The organism is Clostridium sp. YIM B02569 (assembly GCF_022320765.1).
GTDB classification, from domain to species: Bacteria; Bacillota; Clostridia; order Clostridiales; family Clostridiaceae; genus Clostridium; species Clostridium beijerinckii.
The window spans coordinates 133,733-159,665 of the sequence record NZ_JAKJJX010000015.1 but is presented as its reverse complement, the minus strand read 5'-3'; the positions used below and the strand labels follow the sequence as shown (position 1 = coordinate 159,665).

General features: G+C 28.6%; 29 protein-coding genes. 7 read left to right on the top strand and 22 right to left on the bottom strand.

The window, feature by feature from the left end:
* Positions 1-293: 293 nt before the first annotated feature.
* The 3 genes from L3B96_RS15220 to L3B96_RS15210 form a co-directional block, all read right to left on the bottom strand.
* Complete coding sequence (locus L3B96_RS15220; protein ID WP_238947985.1) at positions 294-593, bottom strand: zinc ribbon domain-containing protein; 300 nt, start codon at positions 591-593, stop codon at positions 294-296.
* A gap of 459 nt (positions 594-1,052) precedes the next feature.
* Positions 1,053-2,105, bottom strand: coding sequence for a galactose ABC transporter substrate-binding protein (locus L3B96_RS15215; RefSeq protein WP_238947984.1), 1,053 nt, complete (start codon positions 2,103-2,105; stop codon positions 1,053-1,055).
* A gap of 336 nt (positions 2,106-2,441) precedes the next feature.
* On the bottom strand, positions 2,442-3,323 hold the full coding sequence (locus L3B96_RS15210; RefSeq protein WP_238900498.1) for a LysR family transcriptional regulator: 882 nt from the start codon (positions 3,321-3,323) through the stop codon (positions 2,442-2,444).
* 132 nt (positions 3,324-3,455) lie between these two features.
* Between L3B96_RS15210 and L3B96_RS15205 the strand changes: the two genes are divergently transcribed.
* Positions 3,456-4,073, top strand: coding sequence for a histidine phosphatase family protein (locus L3B96_RS15205; protein WP_238900499.1), 618 nt, complete (start codon positions 3,456-3,458; stop codon positions 4,071-4,073).
* An 89-nt stretch (positions 4,074-4,162) separates the two neighbouring features.
* Here L3B96_RS15205 and L3B96_RS15200 read toward each other — a convergent pair whose 3' ends face one another.
* The 11 genes from L3B96_RS15200 to L3B96_RS15150 all read right to left on the bottom strand — a co-directional run bounded on the left by L3B96_RS15200 (position 4,163) and on the right by L3B96_RS15150 (position 12,138).
* Positions 4,163-4,372, bottom strand: coding sequence for a hypothetical protein (locus tag L3B96_RS15200; RefSeq protein ID WP_017210934.1), 210 nt, complete (start codon positions 4,370-4,372; stop codon positions 4,163-4,165).
* Between the two features lie 216 nt (positions 4,373-4,588).
* Positions 4,589-4,981 (bottom strand): hemerythrin family protein, encoded by a 393-nt coding sequence (locus L3B96_RS15195; protein WP_238900500.1) that lies wholly within the window; start codon positions 4,979-4,981, stop codon positions 4,589-4,591.
* Positions 4,982-5,204: 223 nt separating this feature from the next.
* Complete coding sequence (locus L3B96_RS15190) at positions 5,205-5,708, bottom strand: YbhB/YbcL family Raf kinase inhibitor-like protein (protein ID WP_238947983.1); 504 nt, start codon at positions 5,706-5,708, stop codon at positions 5,205-5,207.
* A gap of 82 nt (positions 5,709-5,790) precedes the next feature.
* Positions 5,791-6,156, bottom strand: a complete 366-nt coding sequence (locus L3B96_RS15185; RefSeq protein WP_238947982.1) for a helix-turn-helix domain-containing protein — start codon at positions 6,154-6,156, stop codon at positions 5,791-5,793.
* Positions 6,157-6,187: 31 nt separating this feature from the next.
* Complete coding sequence (locus tag L3B96_RS15180; protein WP_238947981.1) at positions 6,188-6,946, bottom strand: peptidase MA family metallohydrolase; 759 nt, start codon at positions 6,944-6,946, stop codon at positions 6,188-6,190.
* A 208-nt stretch (positions 6,947-7,154) separates the two neighbouring features.
* Entirely contained in the window at positions 7,155-7,691 is a 537-nt protein-coding gene (locus tag L3B96_RS15175; RefSeq protein ID WP_238947980.1) for a GNAT family N-acetyltransferase, read from the bottom strand.
* A 15-nt stretch (positions 7,692-7,706) separates the two neighbouring features.
* Complete coding sequence (locus L3B96_RS15170; protein ID WP_238947979.1) at positions 7,707-8,336, bottom strand: hypothetical protein; 630 nt, start codon at positions 8,334-8,336, stop codon at positions 7,707-7,709.
* Positions 8,337-8,437: 101 nt separating this feature from the next.
* Complete coding sequence (locus L3B96_RS15165) at positions 8,438-9,268, bottom strand: ABC transporter ATP-binding protein (protein ID WP_238947978.1); 831 nt, start codon at positions 9,266-9,268, stop codon at positions 8,438-8,440.
* Positions 9,269-9,773: 505 nt separating this feature from the next.
* Positions 9,774-10,196 (bottom strand): cytidine deaminase, encoded by a 423-nt coding sequence (locus L3B96_RS15160; RefSeq protein WP_077831324.1) that lies wholly within the window; start codon positions 10,194-10,196, stop codon positions 9,774-9,776.
* A gap of 168 nt (positions 10,197-10,364) precedes the next feature.
* Positions 10,365-11,306 (bottom strand): DMT family transporter, encoded by a 942-nt coding sequence (locus L3B96_RS15155; RefSeq protein WP_077831323.1) that lies wholly within the window; start codon positions 11,304-11,306, stop codon positions 10,365-10,367.
* Positions 11,299-12,138 carry an AraC family transcriptional regulator gene (locus L3B96_RS15150; RefSeq protein WP_077831322.1) on the bottom strand — a complete coding sequence of 280 codons (840 nt, stop codon included), beginning with the start codon at positions 12,136-12,138 and terminating at the stop codon, positions 11,299-11,301. The genes L3B96_RS15155 and L3B96_RS15150 overlap by 8 nt, the downstream gene beginning before the upstream one ends.
* 245 nt (positions 12,139-12,383) lie before the next feature.
* Here L3B96_RS15150 and L3B96_RS27480 point away from each other — a divergent pair, with 245 nt between their 5' ends.
* The gene (locus L3B96_RS27480) at positions 12,384-12,494 is read left to right on the top strand and encodes a putative holin-like toxin (RefSeq protein WP_236886675.1); all 111 of its coding nucleotides are present in this window, start codon (positions 12,384-12,386) and stop codon (positions 12,492-12,494) included.
* Positions 12,495-12,790: 296 nt separating this feature from the next.
* Here L3B96_RS27480 and L3B96_RS15140 read toward each other — a convergent pair whose 3' ends face one another.
* From L3B96_RS15140 to L3B96_RS15130, 3 genes are all read right to left on the bottom strand, one after another.
* Positions 12,791-13,180, bottom strand: coding sequence for a VOC family protein (locus L3B96_RS15140; RefSeq protein ID WP_077831321.1), 390 nt, complete (start codon positions 13,178-13,180; stop codon positions 12,791-12,793).
* Between the two features lie 56 nt (positions 13,181-13,236).
* A complete protein-coding gene (locus tag L3B96_RS15135; RefSeq protein WP_238947977.1) occupies positions 13,237-13,851 on the bottom strand; it encodes a sugar O-acetyltransferase in 615 nt (204 codons plus the stop codon).
* A 77-nt stretch (positions 13,852-13,928) separates the two neighbouring features.
* Positions 13,929-15,164 (bottom strand): MFS transporter, encoded by a 1,236-nt coding sequence (locus L3B96_RS15130; RefSeq protein ID WP_238947976.1) that lies wholly within the window; start codon positions 15,162-15,164, stop codon positions 13,929-13,931.
* A gap of 269 nt (positions 15,165-15,433) precedes the next feature.
* On the opposite strand from L3B96_RS15130, the gene L3B96_RS15125 reads away from it, so the two are divergent.
* Positions 15,434-16,327, top strand: a complete 894-nt coding sequence (locus L3B96_RS15125) for a helix-turn-helix domain-containing protein (protein WP_238947975.1) — start codon at positions 15,434-15,436, stop codon at positions 16,325-16,327.
* A gap of 291 nt (positions 16,328-16,618) precedes the next feature.
* Here the strand turns inward: L3B96_RS15125 and L3B96_RS15120 are convergent, their stop codons facing one another.
* From L3B96_RS15120 to L3B96_RS15110, 3 genes are all read right to left on the bottom strand, one after another.
* Positions 16,619-17,092, bottom strand: a complete 474-nt coding sequence (locus L3B96_RS15120; protein WP_238947974.1) for a YhcH/YjgK/YiaL family protein — start codon at positions 17,090-17,092, stop codon at positions 16,619-16,621.
* Between the two features lie 19 nt (positions 17,093-17,111).
* Positions 17,112-18,119, bottom strand: a complete 1,008-nt coding sequence (gene yiaK / locus L3B96_RS15115; protein ID WP_343073097.1) for a 3-dehydro-L-gulonate 2-dehydrogenase — start codon at positions 18,117-18,119, stop codon at positions 17,112-17,114.
* 214 nt (positions 18,120-18,333) lie between these two features.
* On the bottom strand, positions 18,334-19,356 hold the full coding sequence (locus tag L3B96_RS15110) for a zinc-binding alcohol dehydrogenase family protein (protein WP_238947973.1): 1,023 nt from the start codon (positions 19,354-19,356) through the stop codon (positions 18,334-18,336).
* A gap of 416 nt (positions 19,357-19,772) precedes the next feature.
* Between L3B96_RS15110 and L3B96_RS15105 the strand changes: the two genes are divergently transcribed.
* The 4 genes from L3B96_RS15105 to L3B96_RS15090 all read left to right on the top strand — a co-directional run bounded on the left by L3B96_RS15105 (position 19,773) and on the right by L3B96_RS15090 (position 23,046).
* A complete protein-coding gene (locus L3B96_RS15105; RefSeq protein WP_238900514.1) occupies positions 19,773-20,612 on the top strand; it encodes an AraC family transcriptional regulator in 840 nt (279 codons plus the stop codon).
* 218 nt (positions 20,613-20,830) lie between these two features.
* A complete protein-coding gene (locus tag L3B96_RS15100; RefSeq protein ID WP_171786214.1) occupies positions 20,831-21,541 on the top strand; it encodes an AraC family transcriptional regulator in 711 nt (236 codons plus the stop codon).
* Between the two features lie 152 nt (positions 21,542-21,693).
* Positions 21,694-22,494, top strand: coding sequence for an epoxyqueuosine reductase (locus tag L3B96_RS15095; protein ID WP_238947972.1), 801 nt, complete (start codon positions 21,694-21,696; stop codon positions 22,492-22,494).
* A gap of 234 nt (positions 22,495-22,728) precedes the next feature.
* A complete protein-coding gene (locus L3B96_RS15090) occupies positions 22,729-23,046 on the top strand; it encodes a hypothetical protein (protein WP_238947971.1) in 318 nt (105 codons plus the stop codon).
* Positions 23,047-23,241: 195 nt separating this feature from the next.
* Here L3B96_RS15090 and L3B96_RS15085 read toward each other — a convergent pair whose 3' ends face one another.
* Both L3B96_RS15085 and L3B96_RS15080 read right to left on the bottom strand, forming a co-directional pair.
* A complete protein-coding gene (locus tag L3B96_RS15085; protein ID WP_238947970.1) occupies positions 23,242-24,582 on the bottom strand; it encodes a TPM domain-containing protein in 1,341 nt (446 codons plus the stop codon).
* Between the two features lie 746 nt (positions 24,583-25,328).
* A complete protein-coding gene (locus L3B96_RS15080; RefSeq protein ID WP_238900521.1) occupies positions 25,329-25,787 on the bottom strand; it encodes an NUDIX domain-containing protein in 459 nt (152 codons plus the stop codon).
* Positions 25,788-25,933: the final 146 nt, after the last annotated feature.

Here is a 25,933-nt window from a genome sequence, read left to right as displayed (position 1 = left end):
CGATGCCTCTAAATATAAATATTTATTTTAAAAAACCTACTAAAAAAGTGTTGATTTTTCTTAGCAGGTTTTTACGCAAAAAAATAAAGATGAATCAGATATCTTTTTTCTAATCAATCTTTATTTTTATGTAAAACTGACTTTATGTTGTTATATTGCAAATAGGTATTTTTTGCATTACACATAAAAAATACTAAATTAAATTTCTTTAATAAGAGAATTTTACAACTTACTATTGTTTTCTAGTAATTTATAACTATACACATATTGTTTATTAAATTTAACTCAAATCATTATTGTCTCCAACGTTTAAGAGTTGGTAATAATGTTGTCATTTCTTTTCTTGCTTCTTCTTCCCCTATTACTTTTCCCAAAACCGGTACAATTACCTCCACCATTTCTTTCATAGACATATTGGAATCAATAAATTTTCCGTCTTTATAGCAATTTGTACAATAAATACTCGCACATCCGTCTTGCTCTTTTGCTATAAAATATGCATGTTCTTCATTAAACGGTAACCCACAACTCTGACACATCGGTACTTCTGTCATTCTTATCATTCCTTTCATATAATACACATCATTATTCAACCAACGACTCTCCTACATTTATTATAACATAACTAATAAATGTGTTGCTTTTTAGTAATCACAAAATGATTATTATAATGACATTATCATCGCTCATTTAAATATTTTTACTAATGTAATAATTATCTTATGTAATATTACATTAAATCTTTTTATTTTTATTGCTATCTTAAGTAACTATTTTCTCGTAATTTTATATAGTATATAATATAGAGAATATTTCTCATATTTAATTTGCAATCTGATCATGGTACCTTCACTACTTTCTGCAGTTAGTTTAAATATAATATAGCAGTAGTTTTTTATCTACTGCTTTTCTCCAATTATTAAAAACAAAAAATAGATTAAGTATTCCTACCCAATCTACCTTTAATAATTTTTAATATGTTTAATTTATCCACGATTATTATAACTGATTTACCTGAAAATCATACATGTTTTGCATAATACGTATCATTATTACTTACCCAAATATTCCTGATAAGGAAGACGGACTGAGATTCCTGTTTCATCAAATTCGTAATTTGTACCATATAATGGATTTCTATTATAAACATAGTTCATTCCAACATTGTAAAGAACTTTAGCAACCTCTGATGGGTCTTGAAATACGGAACCAGTCATCATGCCAGCATCAATTAATTCTCTGGCTTCTGGTATTGCCTCAATTCCAACTACCGGTATTGTTGGCGTATTTTCTCCTTTATTATAACCATATTCTTGTAATGCTTTAATAGCGCCTATAGCCATAGGATCATTATTTGCAAATATTGCTTCAACCCTATTTCCATATTGTAGAAATAATGCTTTAATAACTTCTTTGGCCTCATCTTCATTCCAATTACAAGCTCTTACTGCGAGCTCTTGAGTTTTTATTTTAGAATTATTAACTTTTAGAATAGGATACTCTGTTTCCTTAACTGACTCTAAATTATTTTCCTGTCCCATTAACATAATATATTGTAGTACATTATCTTTATTTTTATCTATAAATGATTTTTTCTCATTCCATAAATTAGTAACAATTTCTCCCTGTAATAACCCTGCTTCTTCTACCCTAGTTCCAACATAACAACACTTGTTATAGGATTTTATAGACTCAATAGCAGCAGGCTCTCTACTAAATAAAATTATCGGAATATTTACTCTTTTAACTTTCTCAACAACTTCTTGTGTGCTATGTGTTGTAACTAAATTCACTAAGAATAGATCAACACCTCTTTTTTTAATTAATTCATCTATGCTTGAATTTTGCACTGATTGATCATTTTTGCCATCATAAAAAGTAAATTTTATTTTTCCTTCATTCTCCTTTTGAATTTCTTCTAAGTTTTGACGTATTAATGATATATAAATATCGTCAAAGCTATATAATAATACTGCAACATTGATTGGTCTGTCTTTACTGAAAATTTGGCTCGCATTAGCTATTTCTCTAGTACAAGATAACATAATAATTGTTATCATAAATGTAATAATTATATTATGTAATATAACATTGAATCTTTTCATTTTTATCCTCCGTATAATTCTTTATCTGAATAACATATAAATTTAATATATTTATTTGAAGATTTAAATCGCATAATCAAATATATCTTATTTTATATTTCATTAAAAAGATTTATACTAGGCATTTAGTGGGAAGTTTACTTATCTTAATTAAGATTATGGTACTTATACCGCAACAATAATACATTAAATTTATAATATACACTGCCAAAATAATCCTTCATAATGATTCTAAAAATATTGCAAGAATTTCAGCCTTAATTGTGAAATGTGCATCGTGAATTGCAACGTATATATAATCTCAACTTTAAATATAGTTTAATTTTTATTAAGCATTTAATTATTAATGATAGAAATAAACTTCTCAGTTAAATTAGATATCTTTTCATTCTTACGTGTACAAATAACAATTTCATTTTTTAGATCAACATTATCTACATAAATTCTAGCCAATTTCCCCATGTCAATGAATTCTTTAGCAGCAATTGATGAACAAAAACTCACACCATATCCAGACGTAGATGCCATAAGAGTTTCATGTAGCCCATTAAATTCAAGAGCTATGTCAGGAACTTTAATGCTGCTAATATGGCAAAGTGATTCCAAAAGTACTCTAGCATAACTTCCTTTTTCCCGCATTATAAATGGTTCTAGCATAATATCATTTATACTAACCTTTTTGTTTGCATATTTGTGATTTAGTGAAGCTACAAACCATAAATCATCATCCCTTATTTTAATGGTATCAATTCTGTCTGTATATTTCATTGCTCCACCCCCTAAAACTGCAACATCTACTTTATATGAGATGAGATGATCAATGGCTTCTTCAGTATTTAATGTATTAATCTCAACATTTATATCTTTATTCTCTTTTTTTAATTTAGCCGCCCACATTGGTATTAGAAAATTTGTTGAAAGATAATTTCCGGCTATTTTTAATGTACCATTTTTACCTTTTTTATAATTATCTATTAATGCTTCCATTCTATTTTCTATTTTAAAAACTGCATCTGCTTCTTTTACCAATTGTTCACCTATTTCACTTAAACAAATGCCTCTGCCCTGTGGTAAAAATAATGTAATACCATTTTCTCTTTCAAACTTTTTAATTTGTGATGTAATTGCTGGTTGACTAATTTTTAATTTCTCTGATGCAACTGTTACACTTCCTGCTTTAGCTACTATATAAAACAATCTTAATCCATGTAAATTCATATTTTCTCCATTCATATATTTTATTTATGAATATAATAATAACATATATTATACATATAGATTTTGTTTTGATATACTCTCTTTATAAATTATTGCCGGCATTTTTTATAATAAAATATTTAGGAGCGAACTATGGGACAAACTGTTTTATATTTAATTAGACATGGACAAACAAAGTGGAATCTAGAAAAACGAATGCAAGGCCATAAAGATTCCCCTTTAACAAAGGTTGGCATATCTCAGGCTCAAAAACTGAGTGATAGACTTATGAATGAAAAAGTTGATTTGATATACTCTAGTGAAAGTAAACGCGCTTATGATACTGCTAAAATCATCCAGCATAATCGAAACATTCCTATAAACACAATGAAAGAATTGAAAGAAATCCATATGGGAAAATGGGAGGGCATGAATCAAACAGATATTATTAATAAGTATCCTGAAACTTGGGAAAATTTTTGGAATAACCCTTCTGTATATGTTCCAACTGATGAAGGAGAATCTTATGAGGAATTGAAAGCTAGGGTCATCCCATCAATTGAAGAAATCATTAATTTAAATCAAGGCAAAAGTATTATTATCGTTACACATAGAATTACCTCAAAAGTTATTATGTCACATTTCATGAATCAAAATATATGTGATATTTGTGAAAATCCAGACATAGAATCAGCTAGCCTTTCAAAAATACACGTAGAAAATGGAGTGCCAAAAATACTATTATACGGAGATATATCTCACTATAAATAGAAATTATTTATCCTAAAGTACTTTTATTTTAATTAATATAATGAAAGGCAGATTAAACACCTCTGTTTAACCTGCCTTCATCTCTTCTTTTAAATCAAGCTGACTTTTTTCTTAATTATCCCTTCATTTTTAGCTTGAACTAATAACTTATTATGTACCATTCTAGTTTTATTTATATCCACTAGAAAATCTTTATTATCCTCATATATAAGGTCTTTATATTCTGTAGCTTGATCATGTAGAACTTCTAATGCTTGTAATATTGTTAACATTTCAATCTCATTTAATTTTATTTCCATATAAACCACCCCATAAATTTTATTTCAAAATCCCTATATGGCTATATTCGAAAATTTTAATAACTTCTTTTACTTTTTCGTAACAAAAATTACGACAAAAAAATACAGCCAACTAGTGGCTGCACAATTAATTAAGGTATACTAATGAAAACTTTTTTACAATATTTATTATAATATAGTTTTCTGAACACTAGCTTAACAGCTAAAATAGTCTTACTAATTCTCTACTATAAACTTATCTTCATTTAAAATATGCTTGTCTATCCAATCTACAACAAATTCTAATATCTTCTTTACTGACTCATCTTGATTTAAATCTATTTCGTGTAAATCAATATTATCAATAGATTTTATAAAATCTTCATGTATTACTTTATGTGATAAGAATTTTTTATATCCTACACTCAACATATATTCCTCTTCAGATTTAAAATGAAATATAGTATACTCTTTTAACTCCCCAAGTATTTCAGTAATTCTATCATACTTATCAAGTATAAAATCATTTGTTAATAGTTTATAAGCACGATCTGCTATTTCAAATAATTTTTCATGCTGCTCATCAATGCGTTTTACCCCAACTTCATAATCCGCCTTCCATTTTACCATCAAATCACCTCAAGTAACAAAATTCTCTAATATTTTATCATATTGTGGCAATATATTATATATTTTTAATACTTAATGACTCTGGAAATATATAGTATAATTAAAAATCGCTTTTGTTCAAGCAGTAATAAACTTTATTATCATTCGCTTTAGCATACTTAAATCCAGACTTTTCAATTGCTCTCTTAGACTGATTATTGTTTACAAAGTGAGAACATACAATTTAATTCTTATAAATTCCCTTTAGAGTATATTGCTCCAAAATATGTCCATCCATTTCATGATATAATTCATTTAATAAAAATCCTTTTTTTAGATTTAGCAGTTTATCTAAAGCAAAAACATGAAACTCATAAACATGTGCTTTATCTGGTGGTGTCATACCACCATAATAACAAGAAAGTTCTTTTGATTGCTGATTACCTTGCAAGCTAGTCCAGCTATTTGTGCCTTGTATAAAATCATCTGCTGTCTGGCTCTCATTATCTTTCAATTCACTCCTTGTAATATTGGCTGCAAGCCAATGTATCCAAGCAAAACCTCCTGTTACTGGATAGGCATCTTTATCTTCTAATACTATTGCAAATGAAGCAGTATTTACTGGAGCATTTGCAATTTTTAATGGAAGAGAAAAAGTTGGAACTCCATTCTCATTAAAATGTTCTCCACGACTACCATATTGATCTTGAATAATCCCATTTATAATACCTATACTTGTTGCTATCATATATTACCCCCAAAGCTATTATTTATAGGCAAATTATAGCAAAGAGCTTTTATAACGTAAATTACTAACTTTTTTGTGGGTATTACTCTGGAATAACCTTTTTTTCAATCAATGTCTTTTCCATACCATGTTCCTTTAAGTAATCAATTCCAATGGATTGCATGATTTTTAGGGCATCTATAATCTTCATTCCCATATCTATTGTTAAAGAGTATTCCACCCGAAGAGGATAACCCTCAAATGATTTCTTTTCCACAAACCCATAATCAATTAATTCTTTTAATTGCTCTAATAGCATTTTTTGATTAATTCCATCAATATCTCTTTCTAACTTAGTTAATGATGTAGGACCTAATCGCAATCGCCATAATATAATAGATTTCCATTTTCCTTTAATCATATCGTGTACTAGTTCTAAAGGACACGTATATTCTTCTCTTATTTTCATTGTATCTCCTAAAAATAAATTCTTATTTATACTACCTTTGCAGGTAATTCACTTTTATATAATCAATCCATTTATCTTGAAGCTCCTCTTCTGTCATTCCAAAAATCTCTACAATACTATTTGGTTCCTTTATTAAGTTGCGTAACTTTTCATATCCAAATAGTTTAATTATTGACTCTACTATGGTATATGAGTATTGATATCCATTACGTGCAAAGAAAGTTTCAAAATCCGCTCCTGTATCTAGTTCTTTAAATGTAGGAATAATATTATTTTCTAATCCATTTTGAACAGTTTTTATTATCCAGTTTTCATTATTGTCTTTTGCTTCATAACATGCTATTCCTTCATTTAGCCATCTAGGTGTATTATCATTTATCTTATTTACTATCATGTGTACAAATTCGTGAACCGCTGTATTTAATACGTTATAAAAATCGGAACCTGGTGGTGGATTTAAAGGTGATGCTATTACAATTTTACCCACACCAATTCCGCCTCTCACCCAGTCAGGCGCATTTGGAAATCCTAAAGCCATATGAAGTTCATTATGGTCTGGGTGTATTTCTATCGTTAATTTTTCGTTAAGTTGCTTATTTAAGTTATTAGTAATCCTATTATAGTTATCTTCAAGGACATTAGACACTTTATCTATGCATTTTTTATCAAATTCAGTGTAACAAATTATGAAATTTTGAGTTTCTTTTTTTAAATTTAGTTTATAATCGTTCTCTATAGTAACATTTTTAATTTTTAGATTATCTAAAGATTCATCTACTTTTTTTACCATTTTAATTTTACTCCTTTAATTATATTTTTACATATAACCAAATATCTTTATTTAGCACTCATACTTATTCAATATTATTACAACTTTTCTATATACTAATTTTAAATTTTCAATAATATTATGGAATTGCATATTTGTTTCATAACTATTCTAATTATCTTGTTATACAAGGTTAAAATAATTAATTACAATAAGAATCATCAAAACTTTAACGATATTTGCGATAGTAGAAGTAACTATCACTCTCCATATTAGGTTGCTTGTGACCAATTGGAGTTCTTTTCTCGAACAATTTAAATTGCGCTTTTTCGGCCACTTTACATGACGCTATATTTTCACAATCGATAGTAAGAATCATATATGGAATCTCTGATACGCTTATGCACCATTCATACAATGCTCTTAGTGCTTCTGTTGCATATCCATTTCCAACATGATCTTCATCTATAAAGTATGCCATTTCCACTTCATTTAGTGTATCTTCTAAGCCCATTCCAACCATACCAATTAACTCGTCTGTTTCTTTTAATGCAACAGCATATCGTTTATTTTCATAAATATCCTTTGAATCCTTTTGTGTCTGAAGCCAATCAATATAACCTAAAAGCCTTCCTTTAACAGTGCTATTTTCAGACCAGTCTTTCATAAACCTTATTACATCTTTTTGCCATATGATTTTCATCAAATTTTCTTTATCTTTATGTTGAAAATCACGAATAATTAATCTCTCTGTTTCTATTAGCATATTTTTCACCTCATATTAAAATAATACTTTTTTCATTCTCTTTATTAATATAAAACTCTCTATAAAAATATAAATTATCATAATAATTAATGGCATAATTAAATTAGGTATATTAAAATGCATAAGATTTAAATATGCTGTTGAAACTTCATTTATAGGAGGAAAAATCCACATCACATATTTTGAATATGGAACCTCATTAATTACTGGTCCTTTAATTATACTCATTAATACAATAAAGATTGCACCTAGTATTGCCATTTTTCTATTTGATATTATTCTTGGTTGCAATAACATACCAATTAATGCTCCTATTATTGATAAAAACATGTGGATAATAAATGAAACAACTATATCGCTGAATGTAACAGGATATTTAAAAACATTACAAATTAAATTATAAATAATAGGAAGTCCAACAGATAATATAGAAAAAAATACTCCTACTACACCCATAAAAATAATTTTAGATATCCAATAGCGTGTATGACTCCTTAATTTTAATATTAAAACTTCTTCCGCAATTAATTCTATATTGCTGCAATAAGTAAAACCAATCCATGTCATTAAGGCAAAGAGAAATGCTGCTGAAGATACCATGCTGCCTACAATATCAAGTAATCTTATGGAATAAGCCATTACCATATATATTATAAATATAAAAAAAGGCATTATATATTTGTGAGATTTCATGTACATTTTAAAATTATATTTTAATACCGATATTAACATAAGCTACATTCCTTTTACCTTTCAAAATACTTTAAAATATAACCATTATTAATCATTTCTACTAAAACCCTATTGCTTTCGCTTACTTTTGTTTTGAATTCTATATAATTCTCATTTTCCCGATAATCGTAGATGCCCTTAATATTTTGAGTCACAAAAGATTTATCTACTTCCTTTCTATAAAAAGTCATTGAAGCATATTTCTCAGAACTAATATCTTCCCTCTTAATCTCAAATATTTTAGAATCTTTAACCTGTAATATTCTACTGGATAATTGATCTATTAAAAATAATTCGTGACATGACATTATTACTGTCACTCCATCTTTTATAAGCTCTCTTACCATTCTAATAAACGTTTTTTGTGAATCACTATCTTGTCCAGATAGTGGCTCATCTAATAAGAAAATATCTGGTTTTGACAAAAGGGCCTGAACTACCGAAATCTTTTGCAGGGTTCCTTTAGATAAGTTTTTCATAGAAGTGTTTATCATATTTTCTAAGTTAAATTCCTTATATAAGTAATTAGTTTTCTTCACAAAATCATCTTTTGATATTCCTTCTATTTCTCCTATTAACTTAATATATTCACCTGCTTTTATATTAAGAGGTGAAAAATTCTCTGGAATATAATTAAATTTAAGATTCTTGTCTCGAATAACCTCCCCAAAAGTTATACTTGTAAGACCGCAGAAAATCTTTATTAATGTGCTTTTCCCCATACCATTATGTCCTGTTAAAGCAATACTTTCGCCTTTCATTATATCTAAACTTATATCATCAAAAATCAATCTATCATCATATTTTTTCACTAAATTTTTTACTTTTATTATTGGTATATTCATAATATGCCCCCGTTATCATAATAAGCATGACCATCTTCGTATTATACCACTTTTTACATAATAATAAAAATAATTACAAACGCTACAGATTTAATATCCCCTTTAAAGCTTAATGTATAATAGTTATATCGAACCATTTATTAAATATGCCATGTTACATAAATTATAAAATAGTAGCTCCACTAATTGGCTCTACTATTTTATAACTTGTCTTATCTCTTGTAATCTGTATTTTAAACGTATTTTAATGCTAAATTATCCAGTTCCATTTTTAATTTTGAATTGTTAAGCTTAGCTGCAATTGGAGAAAATATTTCTTATGTAATAATCAAAGAATCATTTAACAATCATATATTAAGCAATAAAATAAACCCAACAGAAAACTTATATTCTCTGTTGGGTAGAGCCTTATATTGAAATAGTTATTTGATAATTCTAATATACAATTCATATTAACTAAAGAATGAACTGTATTATTCAGAATTTATATATAATATTAATAATTCTATTTTAAATTTTTACCAGTAAATGCTAAAGGAAGAATTTCTTCTAATGTATGTTCTAAATATTCTTCTGTACTTTTAGCAATAATTATTTTAAAAGTCTTTAAATCACAGAACTCTGCCATAACTTGCCTACATACTGCACATGGTGCACAAAAATCTCCTTCGCCAGGTTTTACCCCTTTTTTATTTCCTACCACTGCTATTGCAGTAAATTCTTTTTTCCCTTCAGAAATTGCTTTAAAGAAAGCTGTTCTTTCTGCACAGTTTGTTGGTGTAAATGCTGCATTTTCTATATTGCAGCCCTGATATATTGTTCCATCATTACAAAGTAAAGCCGCACCTACATTAAAATTAGAGTATGGAGTATAACAAAACTCTTGTGCCTCAAATGCTTTTTCTATCAATACTTTTGCATCTATCATATTTCATTACCAAACCTTTCTTTAAAATTCCAATATATTACTATATATTGAGGAATTAAATTGTACCACTATTATACAAGCATGTAAATATAATTTGATGTGATTTAATATAGATACTCAGCTTTTAATTTAGACTTATGCAATAATCCATTGGAATTAGAAACATTGTTATAGTGCATTTTCTTTGTATCTTTCTCCTACATCTTCTACTTCTCTCCTAAATCTTATAATCTGTTTTCCATCAGAAATAAAGAGCCCTAATAATGTTAAGATAATTCCTATAATTGAAATAAAGGTTATTTTCTCATGTAAAATAACAGCAGATGAAGCAGCGGTTATTACAGGCACCATATAAATATATATGCTTGTTTTCACCACTCCCAAAATCTTAACTGACCAATTCCAAGTTACAAAGCATAGTGCAGATGCTCCAAAACCTAGATATAAGATGTTCATTAGATTTGATACATCAGTAAATCTATATAATTGAAGCTTAAAATCACAAATAAATATGGCTGGTATCATAAAAATTAATCCATAAAAAAATACTTTACGAGTACAGATAATGGTATTGTATTGAAATTGACTAATTTTCTTCATAACAACAGAATAAACCGCCCATAAAATAGCAGCAAGTATTGCTAATATATCACCAAATGGATTTAATTTTAAAACAAATTTTCCGTTAAACTCTATAAGAAGTATCCCTATTATTGCTATTGTAAGTCCAATGAAAAAGTATGATGTTAACTTTTCATTATCTAAAAACAGATTGGCAAAAACAGCTGTAAAAAATGGAGCAATTGAAATAATTACACCTACATTAGTTGCAAGGGTATAGCTCAATGCGATATTTTCACAAAGGAAATACAAGGTTACTCCTGCTAATCCAGCTGCTGCAAAATAAAGTTCTTGTTTAAATTCAACCTTTTTAATATGATATGGGCATATGCAAAGCAATGTAAGATATCCAATTATAAATCTAAAGATTAAAATTTCAATTGGTGTAAAATCTTTTAATAATACTTTAGTTGAAATAAAGGTTGTCCCCCAAATTAATATTGTCATAACTGCTGATAAATGCCCTGCTTTAACTTTGTTATTACTCATTTTCTTTACTCCTACATCTATTAATAAAAATATTCATATATTGCTTTGGCGTTAATCCAATTAACTTTTTAAAAAAGTTTGTAAAATGACTTTGATCTGTAAATCCTGTTTTGAATGCTACGTCTATTGGAGCAACTCCTTGTTCCAGCATTTTTTTCGCCTTGCCAATACGAATTGTTTGAAGATAATTATATGGCGATATTCCCTTTTGCTTAGTAAAAGAATGTAACAAATAATATTTACTTAATCCAGTTAAATTGCTTAATTGATTCAATGTTATATTCTCCATATAATTATTTTCTAGATAATCGCACACTGTCTTAATTTCTGCACTAGCTTCCTGTATAGTCATTTCAGAAACTGGATTTGAATATTCCCTTATCAATTGCTCCATTATGAATAGAAACAATTCCTCTTTTTTTAAATTCTTCTCCTCCTCCATTATCATAAGATGTAACTCTTTTAAAGAAGATGTAAGTTCATTGCGGAATAAAACAAATTCCATAAAATTAGGTAAATACTCTTTTCCTGTTATTTCAAATGTGATTTTTTTCATAACATCTTTCTTAATATTAATGCACCGATAATCGAGCGTCCTGTCATCAATTTGTTCGCATGTATGAATATCACCAGGATTGAACACTATTAAATCCCCTGTTTCTATAATGTACTGCTTATTTTTGCACGACAAATATCTTTTTCCATTCTCAATAAACCCAATAACATAGTAGTCGTGAAAGTGATTTGGAAACTTCTGCATGATACCTTTAAAGTTATAAGCCTCTATGCTTAGCTCTGTATCAAAACAAACAGTCCTAACTTCGTTTAACATCTATTTTCCTCCTTTCCTTATGTCTGTTTTCTAAGAATATCATAGAAATTAAAATAGTTCTTGTATGATGTTGTTCAACTTTTTATTTACCATGATTTCAGAAATTAATATGTACAATAATAGATTTTTATATATTCTTGCCATCTCTCATATGGAAACCTTTTAAATATTATGATATAATTTCCATGTATAATTCAATGGTTTTGTGGGCTACTGGTATCACTTACCTCTTTTTTTGAAGGGAGGTGATACTTATCAGTAATGACGTTTTAACATTACTATTTCAAGGTGGATTATTCTTAATATCGCTGTTAACATTGATAGTGGTTCTTATAGAAAAAATCTCAAAAAAATAGTAGCCCCAGGTTCAATTGGAAGGCTACTATTTTTTAAATAAAAATCTTAGTGATACCAGTTGCCTAAGCAACTAGAATTATATACTATAGTGAAAAGCATATTGCAGTATGTTTTTCACTATTTTCATTTTTATACTATTTTCTTACACTATATGCAAGTTTTACTGAATAAATCATAGATTTAGAATCTTACTTATATTATATCAATTTTCACTAAAAAATAAACACATATTTTTATTGAAAATTACATCTGTAAAATATCCTTTATATTATTATATTTCCTAAAGTTATTAGTCTCACTCAGTTATTTCTATTCTATTCCCATCTGGATCCAAAATACAACTTTCATAATATCCATCTCCAGTATAACGAGGTTCACTCACTACCTCATAACCTGCATTCCTTAATGACTCAGTAAGATTATTAACTTTTTCAACACTGCCTACAGAAATGGCAATATGAATTAACCCAATATATTGATTAATTGTATCATTTAAATTTGAAGGAATTGTTGGCATCTGCATAACTTCAAGTCTTGCTCCTGAATCGAATTTAATAAAATATGATTCAAATTGTTTTTTATGATTGATATATTTATCTCCAGCAATTCCTTCAAAATAAGTAACATAAAAGTCTCTTAATTTTTCTATATCCTTAGTCCATATAGCTACATGTTCTATTTTCATATTTACACTTCCTTTATTATTAACTTAAAATTTCTACGCTGATCCATTAAATACAATTAAACATTGTAATCATCAACATCAAACTCATTGTTTTTATAATAATATTTACGATCTTCTTCCGTAATCTCACGTACAACCCTACATGGATTTCCTACCGCTATCACATTATCTGGAAGGTCTTTAGTAACTACACTTCCAGAACCAATTACAACATTATTCCCTATTTTAACACCTGGATTTATTACAACACTTCCACCTACCCACACATTATCACCAATTATAACGTCAATTCCATACTCGTAGCCTGAATTTCTTGACTCTGGATGAATTGGATGTCCTGCAGTATAAATTGATACATTAGGTGCAAACAAAACATTCTCACCTATTATTACCTTTCCTACATCTAATATCGTGCAGTTATAATTAGCAAAAAAGTTATTACCCACTTCGATATTTTTACCATAATCACAGTGAAATGGCTGTTCTATAAAAACTTTATCGCCAGTCTTCCCCAAAATATCTTTAATAAGTTCCTCCATTCTATTCATTTCATCTGGACGAAGTAAATTATATTCATGTATTTTTAGCTTATTTTCCATTCTTTCTTCACTAAGTCCATCTAACCAAGCTTTATATGGTAATCCTGCTAGCATTCTTTCCTTTTGATTCATCTTTCTATTCCCCTTTTCTTTATCTATATAATTATTTTATTAATATCTAACATCAGCAAAACTTTATGAATATTTTTTTATTCTTCACGTTGAGGTACTTTGTATTTAAATACAGCAATTAATATTAATGAAACACTATAAACAACTGTAAATGCCAATGAAAATGCTATTCCATTTCTCATTGTTGCTGAATATATCATTCCTGCAATAACTCCAGCACTGCCTTGCACAAAGCTAATAAATGATATTCCTTCTGCAATTAGTTTATCATCTAAATGCCTCTGTGCAAATGCAAATGGAACAACTTGATGTATTCCAACTCCAATACCAATAATTGCAGTAGATAATATAATCACAAAGTAACTTGATGTAAACAATGTTAATACATAAATAAGTGTTCCTATCAAAATAGCGCCCGACATCAATATAAAAATTGTCTTTGTACAACCTTTTTTTGAAATATATATGCCAGAGGCACTCGATAATATCATAACAAAAATATTGCAAGGAGCAAGAACAACAGCACTAATGGTAGTGTTTGCTCCTAATACTGTCTGTGCATAAAGTGGTATATAATTACCACTACATGAAATGCATGTAGCTATAAAAGTAATTAAAATAATTGTTAAATATCCCTTTTGTTTTAGTAATTTTACAATAAATAATTCTTTTTTATTGCTTCTATTTATATAAAGATTTTCTCCTTTATCATATTTCTTTATGCTACTTCTATTTTTTGTTTTACTTCTTGGCATAAAAAATCCCACAAATATCATTCCAATTATAAATAAAGGAAATAGTACAGCAAGGGATATTCTCCAACTCCATCTCTCTGTAAATATTCCACAAAGTACTGGGCCCAAAATGAGCGTCAAAGAATAAACTGTCTGCATAATTCCAATTCTAACTGGATACTCTTCTTCCGATACTATATCGTTTATCATAGTAAATACATTTGCAAAAAATAGTCCCCAAAAGAAACCTGAAGCTCCTCTCGCAATAAGAAATATAGTTCCACTTGATGCTGCTGCGCTCATTCCAACGCTTAAAGCAAACGCACCTACACTCCATATATACAATTGTTTGCGTCCAAAATATTCTCCTGCTCTACCAGAAATAAGTAATGATATACTTCTTGCTAGTGGTTCTATTACAAACATAGCATTAAACAAATCTATCCTGCCATATTCACGAAACGCTGTAGCCGCATAAATTCCTGTGCTGCCAACAAGGTAGGATGCACATATATTTATTATAACAAGCCCAATAAATACTATATTTACTTTATCTAAGTTTAGTCTTTTGGCTTTCATCCCTCTTTTTCCACCTTTTAAAATTAATATGACTACAGAAAAGATTTTAATTCTGATATAATATTCTCTTCATTCCTCTCACAATCAGTTCCCCCTATAGATATACTAGGTTTAGTTTTTCCATGAAAATCACTTTCTTCTTTAATTGCTTTCTTTCATTGTTCATATTATAATAATATTCCATGATGACTACTAAAAATATAAGAATAAATTATATTTTTATAACAATAGTATATTAATTAATATTCATATCGTTTGGAGGGGAAGCTATGTTAAAGATGACACTATTAAATGATAACTCAGAAGTTGTATCTTATAACTTCGCAGATTTTCCTGTTCGTGCGAAAAAGTCCTTGCTTTCAGATTATCCAGCTATGGCTGCTGCTAACCATTGGCATACCGATTGGGAATTCACATTGCTTTTAAAGGGTAAAATGTCGTATTCCGTAAATGGAAAAAGCTATGAATTGCAAGAAGGGCAGGCAATTTTTATAAATTCTGAGCAGATGCATTATGGATATTCTACTGATGGTTCTGATTGTAATTTTATATGTATTTTGTTTCCCCCATCCCTTATTTCTAGCATTACAAGAATTAAGGAAACTTATATACTGCCAGTATGTGAAGACACATCCAATCCATTTTTTATATTGCATCCCGAAATCACTTGGCAAAGAAACTTGATTGAACTTTTGAAAAATGTTTATGAGTTATGTAATGAAGAAAAGGATGGATTTGAATTACATGTCATGAGCCTTTTTAATACAATATGTTTCAGCCTTCATAACAATATAAAAGATAGCATTTCAATTCAAGAAACAGCTGATGATAAGAAACTTGAAGCTATGCATAATATGACGGGATATATACAGAAAAATTATCAAAAGAGAATCACTTTAAATGAGATTGCCGCTGCTGGAAATGTATGTCGTAGTAGCTGTTGTGATATTTTTAAGATTATTTTGAATAAGACTCCTGTTTCCTATTTAACAGAATATCGTCTAGAAAAGAGTATTGAACTCCTAAAGATTTCTTCCCTTTCAGTTACTGAAATAGCGCTTCAATGTGGATTTACAGGCTCAAGCTATTTTACGGAAATATTTCATAAAACACTAGGGTGTACTCCCTCTCAATACAGAAAAAAGAAATTTAATATTTTATGATAAAAAAGATTAGTAGGTGGTGAGAAAAATATTGTAGACAGAGAAATATTCTTAAAGTTGGTATTCTATTTCTCTCATCTGTAAATAAGAAATGTTCATACATATTTTTGTGTAGACATTCTATCCTCCTTAATCTTTAATATAGTAACTTATTAGGAAGATAGAATTTGTCCACTTTTTTTCATAAATCTTTTTGACTTTATTCTACCGTTTAATCCTCAATTAACAGATTTTAATCCTATATGATCTCTTTTATTTTTATAATTTCAGGCATCATTTATATCATTAGTGCTACATACAGTTTACCGATACTTTTACTACTACTTTTCTTATCTTTTCATTTTTTTCCAAATTACATGCAGGTCTATGGACATCATAAGGAAAAAATATAGCAAAAGTACCAGGATTCATTTTTAAATAAATTTCATCTTTTATATCATTTTCATAGAAGATATTATCATCATTCTCCAAAAGATTTTCATTAATTTTTTGCTCCCCTGTCTTTCTAGCAAACCCGACAATCTCCTTGCCATCAAGAGAATATTGTATATCTATAAATTTACCATGCGTTTCTGGCCTTCTTTCATCCAAAACCGCAGTTTCTGTTTCAAATATCTTTGCAAAAATTTCGTTTCCTTGAATTTCATATGTTCCATTTTCTAATGCATTAAAATCTGTATTTTTTAAAAATTCAAGTGCTTTAACTATTGCTGCTGGATATATTTTTTTTTCAATTTCTAAATGATTCAAATCTCCAAATATCATTTTATAATCACTCCTTCATCTATAAACTTAACAATTCATTCCAAACGCCATCATCTACAACAATTCCATTTTTCATTTGATCTTCTCTTTTATTCTTTGAATTTTCTCCAGGATAATATATTTCTCCTCCATCTTTTGTTGGTTGAGCCCCTTTAATATATTCTACAGTATTGTCAAGTAATTGTTCAACCTGATCTTTTCCTAGTATTTTATATGGATCTATCGCAATAAATACTTGATTGCAACTTCCACAACTTCCTTTTTGAACTTTATCTATCTCAGCAGTAGCTAACCCACCTGATATTACAGCTGATATTACATCTAATAATATTGAAAATCCTGAACCTTTCCAGTAACCCATAGGTAGTATTCTCATACTTTCTTCAATTGGTCCTGGTTCTGAAGTTAAATTACCTTCTTTGTCAAATCCTCCAGGGAAAGGAAGCAATTCGTTTTTTAATCGTGTAACTTGTAATTTTCCATAAGAATATTGAGACATAGCCATATCTAGAACTATATTTCCCTTTTCTCTTGGAACTGCCATAATAAAAGGATTATTTCCTACACAAGTACTTTTAGATCCCCATGCAGGCATACAAGATTCTGTGTTTGTCCACAAAATACCTATATAACCTTTATTAGCTGCATCCCATCCATATGTTCCGCCTCTCATCCAGTGAGTTGTATTTTTTAGAGTAACAAGTCCAATCCCCTGACTCGAAGCTATTTCCATGGCACGATTCATTGCAAACTTAGCATTAAGTATTCCTGGCCCCATATTTCCATCATAGTTTTCTACTGAAGAAAATTTATTCACCAAAGTAGGCTCCGCATTAACATCAACCCATCCCTTTTTTGCATAATCAACAAATCTGCTAACACGATTTAACCCATGTGAATAAACTCCATCTGCACTGCTTTCTGTGTGAATTTGTGCACAAATATCAGCTTTTTTCTCTTCCATTCCAACTGATAATAATACACGCTTAATTTCATTTTTCATTGTTTCAAAAGATACTCTTGTCATAAACAAATCCTCCATTTCATTTTTTTGTGTAAATTCTTGCATTATTTAAACATTTACATAGATAATATTTTTCTTTGACAATTTTATAGCTTGTGTAAGTTTTCTAACATTAGATAAGTTTTCTAACATTAGATAAGTTTTCTAACATTAGATAAGTTTTTTATGAACTTTTGTTTTTCCTTAATTTACAATATTATTATTCTATAAATTTTGTTTAATTATCAAAAGTCAGTACAATTTTTCTAATACTAGGATCCCTACTATCTACGAAATCAAATGCCTTTTGTGCATCTAAAAAATTAAATTTATGAGAAATGCTATTTGTTAAATCTAACTTTCCTTCTGCAACTAAGTTAAGAACCTCCTGGAATTTTTTATTTTGTAACCTAGAGCCCCTTACATCCAATTCTTTTGCAGTAATTTTGAATTGTGTAACAGCTGTTGGTTCTACAGAGAATCCCATTGTAATTACTCTACCTGCATTTCCTGTTAACTCTAAAAGTGTAGCAAGAGAATCTTTTGTGCAAGCTGCATCTATAGAAACTGTTGGACCGTATCCTCCAGTTAATTCTCTAGCTCTTGCTATAACATCTTCTTTTAAAAGATTAATTCCATATGTGGCACCATTTTTCTTCGCTTCTTCTATTTTTTCATCTACTACATCTACTGCTATAATAGTAGCTCCACTTAATCTTGCAATTTTTAATATGCTGCTGCCTAGAGCACCACATCCAAGAATAAGTAAAGTATCTTCTTTAGAAAGTTCTGCTCTTGAACAACTTTGTACTGCAATAGTAGCAGGTTCAATCATTACCGCATCTTCATATGATAAATTATCCGGTAGTACATATACATCTGATTCTGGTACTGCAATATACTCACGATATCCACCGTGAATATGTACCCCTCTTACATTTAGGTTAGCGCAAACATTTCCTCTTCCTTTTCTACATGCATAACACTCACCACAATTTACTACTTGATCAACAATTACTCTATCTCCAACTTTAATCTTAGTAACATTACTCCCAACCTCTACTACTTCTCCTACCATTTCATGACCAATAACTCTTGGATAGGTAGCCGCTGCATTTTGTCCATGATAGATATGCACATCAGAGCCACAAATTCCAGCTGCTTTCATTTTTATCAATACATTATCATGCTCAGTTATTGCAGGCTTATCCATTTCTATTATTTGCAAATCATTTGGTTTGTTAATCATAACTGTTTTCATAAGACTTTCCTCCTTTTTTAAGATAGCTTCTTCCAGTTCATCCTTTTTTTAAATCAACAAATTCAGACATTAATTTCTAATTTACATACATGTCTGATTTGTATAATTCCATTTAATATAATGAAATATTCACTAGAACTATTGCAATAATATAGAATGAACAATTATAATAGAAACAGCTATCCAGACTCTGTTATTAGGTTCTTTATCTTCAGGTATATTGTATATTAATTCGATTACATAAAACATGTACAATGTGCTTATATTTGTACTATATTACTATATTTTATAGAGAAATTATACGTGCTCAATTATTCAATGCTTCATCGAATGCCAGTCATATATATGTCAATAGTTCAGATTACTATCTACATAAATAACAAAATGAAATTTAGAAAGGAGCGATTCTTATTAACTTGTTCAATATCGAAGATTTCGAAAATATTTTTACACAAATTACATATGTAGCCAATCGTGAATGTACTCCTAATTGGCAATTCAAAGGTTCCCCTATCTACGATAAACATAACATTATTTTCGTTTATGATGGTGAAGCTGTGTTAACATGTAACAACAGTGAATTTAAAGTTACTAAAGGAAGTCTTGTATATTACAGACCAGGCGATTCTCGTAAGGGATATACTTTTCCAGATAACTTAATGAAGTGTTATACTATAGATTTCCTATATACATTGCCTTATTTCAATGGTGATAGTTGGGAACTACGTAATGCAGAATTACCTTTTTCCAGCATAAATAAGATTGAAGATAAATTCTTATTTTCTCATCTGTTAGACTTATTTTCTAAGTTCACAAGAACTTGGTTATTCGAAAAACATAATCGAGTTATTAAGGGTAGAGCTATATTTTCAGAAATTTTATCTCTACTTTTACAAAAAAACTTCGAAAATGATTTTAATTACGATAATATACGTAAAGTTGAAAAAGTGATTTCATATATGACAGATCATTTTACTGATAAGTTAACATTGAATGATCTATCATTGGCTATTAATATAAGCCCATCCTATTTAGAAAATATTTTTAAAAATGTCACAGGGAAATCTCCCATTTCATATCTAATTGATATACGAATTCGTAAATCAAAAGATTTACTAAAAGATGGTCATACAGTATCTGATGTTTCATCTTTAGTTGGTTTTAATGATATTTTTTACTTTAGCAAATGCTTCAAAAAATATGTAGGAGTATCTCCTTCTCAATACAAATCAATTAACATAAGTTCGATGGAATGATTTAAGAAGATTCATATACATGTCCGCCAAGCTCAGCAGTTCTACAATCTTTAACCAAATAAAGTGTTGTTAAATAACATAAATCACAAATTATATGACTGACTATTATCATAATAGCTTATTGGAGGTATGGTATCTAGCATAGCACCTCCATATCTATGCTATAATAAATTTAATATATCAATCGTAAATTATAAAAAAAGAAAGGAGTAATACTCTTGGATAATATAAAATGTGAGCGTAGAATATATAATTTTAAAAGTAATACTCATGCTCATGAATATGGACAACTTATCTTGCCACTTAAAGGTGCCCTTTCTATAGAAACTGATTATAAGAAATTAGATTTAAAAGATGATTCATTATTCTTTCTTCCTCCAGATTGCAAACATACTTTTAATGCTGATAATACTAATGAATTCCTAGTATTAGATATACCTGATAAAATGCTCAACAAATATGACATGGAAAAAATGTGTGGTGGACAGGATATTTTGTTTGATGAAAAATGGAAGGCAATAAGATATTTATTGTTAAATGAAGCTGATGTTCACAAAACATCTAGCTCTATAAATAACTTATTCCTCTACTTTTATAATTTTATTACTACTGGAAATTCACCTAATTCCATTAAATATATTAATGATAATTTTACCGAAGATATTGATTTAAAAAAGCTAGCAGATATAGAGCATTACAACGTCAGTTATTATAGTGAATGGTTTAAAAATAATATGAGCGTTTCTCCTACTGAATACATACAAAACTTAAGAGTAAAAAGAGCAAAAGAACTCCTTTTAAATACAAACTTAACAGTTTTGCAAATTTCTCAAATGGTTGGCTATGAACACAATTCATCATTTACCAAGGTATTTAAAAACTCAGAAAAAATATCACCTGCTGAGTTTAGAAGAAACATCAAAAAATAGACTAAAAAACAACTGTATTTTAGCAAAGATTTATCTAACAGAAGCGATATAATATAGATATCCAAAATAATAGTCGTACTTATTGTATGAACTTACCTAAAATTATAAATGTTAAAAGAAATAATTCATATAAAGAGAGGATATGCTTTAGTATGAAAGAAAAAATTACTAAATTGATAAAAAACTTTGTTAAAGAATATGAGAAGCAAGATAATATTTCAACAAAATGGGGTGATCCTTTAGTAGGTTTTGCTGATGCTAATGATCCTTACATTTTAAATTTTAAGGAGCTTATTACACCAACTCATAAATTACCAACAGATGTACTTTCCGATGCATCAATTGTCATAGCATACTTTGTCCCATTCACTAAAGAATTGGCTAGAACCAATGGAACTCCTGGTGATGTTTCCTCTCCCGAATGGGCATTAGCTTATGAAGAAACTAATGCAATGTTTGTTAAGCTTAATGAATATATGATATCAGAACTGCGGAGACTTGGATATCATGCAGATATTTCGCCAGAAGCTTCTACATTTGACCAGAAGATATTAAAAAGCAATTGGTCTCATCGTCATTTTGCAAGAGCTGCTGGTCTTGGAACCTTTGGTATCAATAATATGCTTATATCTAAGGTTGGATGCTGTGGAAGGTATAACACCATTGTAACAAATCTAGATGTAAAAGCAGATTCGCCTTTAAAAGAAGAGCTTTGCTTGTATAAAAAGAATGGAAGCTGTGGTGTATGTGTAAAACATTGTCCATCAGGTGCATTAACTTTAGATGGATATGATAGACACAAATGCTATGTGGTACTAATGAAAAATGCAGAATTATATACAGAGTTTGGAAGTTCTTACACCGATGAATCTGGTGATGAACCAAACAGTATAGGTAGTGAAGTATGTGGAAAGTGCGTAGTAAATACACCATGCACATTTTTTATCAAATAGCTTGCATCTACGACATTCCCTCTCTACTGTAAATAGACTATTTAATAAACTCAAAAGCTTATGTGTAAAATTCCTCCATCGCAATATAAAATGCTCTAAACTTAAGAACCTAAATATAAAACTTGGCTTCTCACTTTTAGAGCATAACTTTTAATGAATATTTTTATTACATCCTCACATAATAATTTTAGTTATATAGTATATACCTTAAAATTATGAAAGAAGGCTTATCAAATGAAAAAATTCATATATACTCTTTCTATCTTTTTACTCCTATTATTTACCTTTAATACAATAACAATTACCGCTCAGTTAAAAACGTATTCCCAGGGCTTTTATGCCATGAAAGATTTGAATTTAAGAGAAAATGTTAGCTATAAAGTCCAGAATCATGAGCCTTATGTTGAAGGGCTATTAATAGTTGTCGATGCTGATAGAAAAATACAACAACTTATTCGAATACCCGCTAACTCCACTGAAATTCCTATAGCCCCTCTTAAATATGATTATAAATTTATAATATATAATCATATTCTTTTGACTTTTTCTTAAAAGGCACTTCTGCAGTGCCTTTTTAATTTACTTTAATGCTAAATTTTCTATAATTATGCGTTATTTCAGCTATAAAATATACTGCGAATTCTCTTTGAACAATAAGATAAATATAAATTCTTACTATGATGTAATTCCATTAGTTACTTTCACTTTAAATTTACTTAATAATAAATTGGTTTTGTCCATCTTATTTTACCAATCACTAGATCCAGAATCTGAGCTAGATGATGAGTCATCTGAACTTGAGTCGCTATCTGAATCCCAACTAGATGATGATTCTTCTAATCTTGAACTTGAATCGTCATCTGATCCCCAACTAGATGATGAACCATCTGAATCCGAACTTGAATCACTATCTGAGTCCCAACTGCTTGTACTATTATCTGAATCCCAATTCCCAGATAAATATACTGAATCGCTACTTGAATCTGATGATGAATTAGACTCCTTAGAACTGTTGTTATCCAAGCTATTAGAAGTATATGATGAAGTTTCCCTATAATGTTCGTTATCATCCCTATATCCATGTTCTTCATGATAATGCTCATTATAATGTTCATGATGATTACGTGAAGATTCAGATACCATTTCACCTACGATCATACCTTCTAGAAAATCATTATTACTATTATTGTTATTTATTATAGTAGTACTATTTACAGGACCGCCTGAAGGATATGTATCATAATTGTTTGATCCATTATCTGATGTCCTTGTTGAGTTATTATTAAAAGCTGAATTATTGTTATTAAAATTAGAAGAAGACTCATTATTGTTTCTATAATCCGAGTCATTTCCATGACTCGAATAATTTTGCTTTGTTTCACTTTTACTTATATTACCTGAATGAAATGAGTTATCATCAGAATCTAAATATGATTCTAAGTTATTTTCCTCAGCGAATTTCCTTTTTCTTTCTTCATAATCTCTATTCATTTTATTTTTTATAACTTTAAATAATATTATTGCAATTACTATGATAGCTATTATAATAATAAATATCCCAAAATAATTTGTTTTATGCGATACAGTTTTTGAATAACCATCCTTTACCACTTCAGCTTTGCCAGTATTAACTGCCTTAGTTGTAACTTTTTCATCGAGTGCCTTTCCAACTTTCATAATTCCACTATCAAAATTGTTAGCTTTAAAGTCTGAATTTGGTAATGCTACAATATTAGATATATCTGATTGAGACAAAATGTCATTTGCCTTATCTCCAACTAAAATTTTATTTTTCTTATCACCTATTGATGTTACAAATAAAATGTACTGCTCTCCACTTATATTGCTCTTTGCATATTCTTTAGAGTAATCATCAATACTTTTTCCATTCAATGTTTTGACTATATCAAATTTAACTATTACATCTGTATTCTTTTCTATCTTGGCTAAGTTTTCTTCAACAGTATTAATAGTATCTTGTTTTAAAACTTTGGCATCATCTACTATATGCTTACCTGCTGCATACACCCCAATTGTCATTAGTAATAATAATATTAAACTTGATAAAATAATTTTCTTTAACTTCATCTCTTTTCCTCTCTTTTTTATAATTTATTTTTGATATAGTTAGTTTATATACTATAAATTAACTATAATTTGCCTTAATTTTAAAAAGTCTATTGAGTATTAAATTCACTTAAATTCAGATATCTTTCCACCATAATACTTTTAAATTTAAAAATTATTACTCTTGATTATATTAATTATTAAATTTAAAAATTACTATAAATTGTTATAAATTATATATTTACAATCTTCATAGATGCTAAAATCAACAGATTGTACTACTTAACCAGTCAATCTGAATCTAACTTATATATGCAATTTTATTGATTACTCTTAGATTTTAATACAGATCATTATAATTTATTGTCATTAAATACAACAAGTACTGTAGTTCTGTTAGTCAATAGAATTCATAGTAAGTATATGAAAAAGTTTTATAGGTAATTGTTTTCATTCTATATCGTAACGCCTAGACTTACTATATTCATAAAAAAGCTCTCATCTTGCATTCTCCTGTAAATTTAAACTCATTTTCTATTATAAATAAATTATAGCATAATTTGTAACAATTTTATTATTATATTTTCAAATTATATCATCTTTTGCCATTATTTATTTAATTATAATATCTACTCTTCTAATATTTATTAGTATTTTAGGCACAAAAATACTCCCTTTAATGTCAACAGATTTCTATTTTTTATCTGTTGACATTAAAAGGAGCACATCACTTCTGAAATAATTCTATGCTTATATATTGCATAAAACTACGCTTTAATTATTTCACTATATTGGATATTATCCTTATAGTTATCAAGAACTACTTTTCTAATATCCATAATATCATCTGGAAGATTATTTATGTTAAACCATTTTAATTCAGAACATTTATCTTGTTCCATTATCTTAGGAATGCCATCATACTTATTAACTTCAAAATAAATGTCATAATATGTTCTTCCTCCAGTATCGTTAACACGATGGGATAAATGAGCAAAAGATAATCCTTCTATTTTTACTTCAATTCCCAATTCCTCTGCACATTCCCTTATAACAGCCATTTTAGCTGTTTCATTTTCATCAACATGTCCACTACCTGCTAAATCCCATTCTCCATCTTTATAACCGGTATTTTTCCTTCTATGCAGTAAAATTTGCACATTGCCGTCTTCCTTTTGTAAGATAATTGGAATCACTGCTGATAATGATTTAAAATGTTCTCCCATTTCTTCACCTCTAGAAATTACTATTTATTTCATAATGATTATAACATATATAATATTATTTAATTTATTTGAATATCAATTTGATTTTATATGATAAATATTTACCATTATCTCGTTAAAATTTAGAACTTCATAATAACAAAAAT

Excerpts from the sequence above, each read along its gene's own strand:
- L3B96_RS15215 (WP_238947984.1), bottom strand. The coding sequence starts at position 2,105 with ATGAAAAGATTCAATGTTATATTACATAATATAATTATTACATTTATG.
- L3B96_RS15210 (WP_238900498.1), bottom strand. The coding sequence starts at position 3,323 with ATGAATTTACATGGATTAAGATTGTTTTATATAGTAGCTAAAGCAGGA.
- L3B96_RS15205 (WP_238900499.1), top strand. The coding sequence starts at position 3,456 with ATGGGACAAACTGTTTTATATTTAATTAGACATGGACAAACAAAGTGG.
- L3B96_RS15200 (WP_017210934.1), bottom strand. The coding sequence starts at position 4,372 with ATGGAAATAAAATTAAATGAGATTGAAATGTTAACAATATTACAAGCA.
- L3B96_RS15195 (WP_238900500.1), bottom strand. The coding sequence starts at position 4,981 with ATGGTAAAATGGAAGGCGGATTATGAAGTTGGGGTAAAACGCATTGAT.
- L3B96_RS15190 (WP_238947983.1), bottom strand. The coding sequence starts at position 5,708 with ATGATAGCAACAAGTATAGGTATTATAAATGGGATTATTCAAGATCAA.
- L3B96_RS15185 (WP_238947982.1), bottom strand. The coding sequence starts at position 6,156 with ATGAAAATAAGAGAAGAATATACGTGTCCTTTAGAACTAGTACACGAT.
- L3B96_RS15180 (WP_238947981.1), bottom strand. The coding sequence starts at position 6,946 with ATGGTAAAAAAAGTAGATGAATCTTTAGATAATCTAAAAATTAAAAAT.
- L3B96_RS15175 (WP_238947980.1), bottom strand. The coding sequence starts at position 7,691 with ATGCTAATAGAAACAGAGAGATTAATTATTCGTGATTTTCAACATAAA.
- L3B96_RS15170 (WP_238947979.1), bottom strand. The coding sequence starts at position 8,336 with ATGGTAATGGCTTATTCCATAAGATTACTTGATATTGTAGGCAGCATG.
- L3B96_RS15165 (WP_238947978.1), bottom strand. The coding sequence starts at position 9,268 with ATGAATATACCAATAATAAAAGTAAAAAATTTAGTGAAAAAATATGAT.
- L3B96_RS15160 (WP_077831324.1), bottom strand. The coding sequence starts at position 10,196 with ATGATAGATGCAAAAGTATTGATAGAAAAAGCATTTGAGGCACAAGAG.
- L3B96_RS15155 (WP_077831323.1), bottom strand. The coding sequence starts at position 11,306 with ATGAGTAATAACAAAGTTAAAGCAGGGCATTTATCAGCAGTTATGACA.
- L3B96_RS15150 (WP_077831322.1), bottom strand. The coding sequence starts at position 12,138 with ATGTTAAACGAAGTTAGGACTGTTTGTTTTGATACAGAGCTAAGCATA.
- L3B96_RS15140 (WP_077831321.1), bottom strand. The coding sequence starts at position 13,180 with ATGAAAATAGAACATGTAGCTATATGGACTAAGGATATAGAAAAATTA.
- L3B96_RS15135 (WP_238947977.1), bottom strand. The coding sequence starts at position 13,851 with ATGAATCAAAAGGAAAGAATGCTAGCAGGATTACCATATAAAGCTTGG.
- L3B96_RS15130 (WP_238947976.1), bottom strand. The coding sequence starts at position 15,164 with ATGAAAGCCAAAAGACTAAACTTAGATAAAGTAAATATAGTATTTATT.
- L3B96_RS15125 (WP_238947975.1), top strand. The coding sequence starts at position 15,434 with ATGTTAAAGATGACACTATTAAATGATAACTCAGAAGTTGTATCTTAT.
- L3B96_RS15120 (WP_238947974.1), bottom strand. The coding sequence starts at position 17,092 with ATGATATTTGGAGATTTGAATCATTTAGAAATTGAAAAAAAAATATAT.
- yiaK (WP_343073097.1), bottom strand. The coding sequence starts at position 18,119 with ATGACAAGAGTATCTTTTGAAACAATGAAAAATGAAATTAAGCGTGTA.
- L3B96_RS15110 (WP_238947973.1), bottom strand. The coding sequence starts at position 19,356 with ATGAAAACAGTTATGATTAACAAACCAAATGATTTGCAAATAATAGAA.
- L3B96_RS15095 (WP_238947972.1), top strand. The coding sequence starts at position 21,694 with ATGAAAGAAAAAATTACTAAATTGATAAAAAACTTTGTTAAAGAATAT.
- L3B96_RS15090 (WP_238947971.1), top strand. The coding sequence starts at position 22,729 with ATGAAAAAATTCATATATACTCTTTCTATCTTTTTACTCCTATTATTT.
- L3B96_RS15085 (WP_238947970.1), bottom strand. The coding sequence starts at position 24,582 with ATGAAGTTAAAGAAAATTATTTTATCAAGTTTAATATTATTATTACTA.
- L3B96_RS15080 (WP_238900521.1), bottom strand. The coding sequence starts at position 25,787 with ATGGGAGAACATTTTAAATCATTATCAGCAGTGATTCCAATTATCTTA.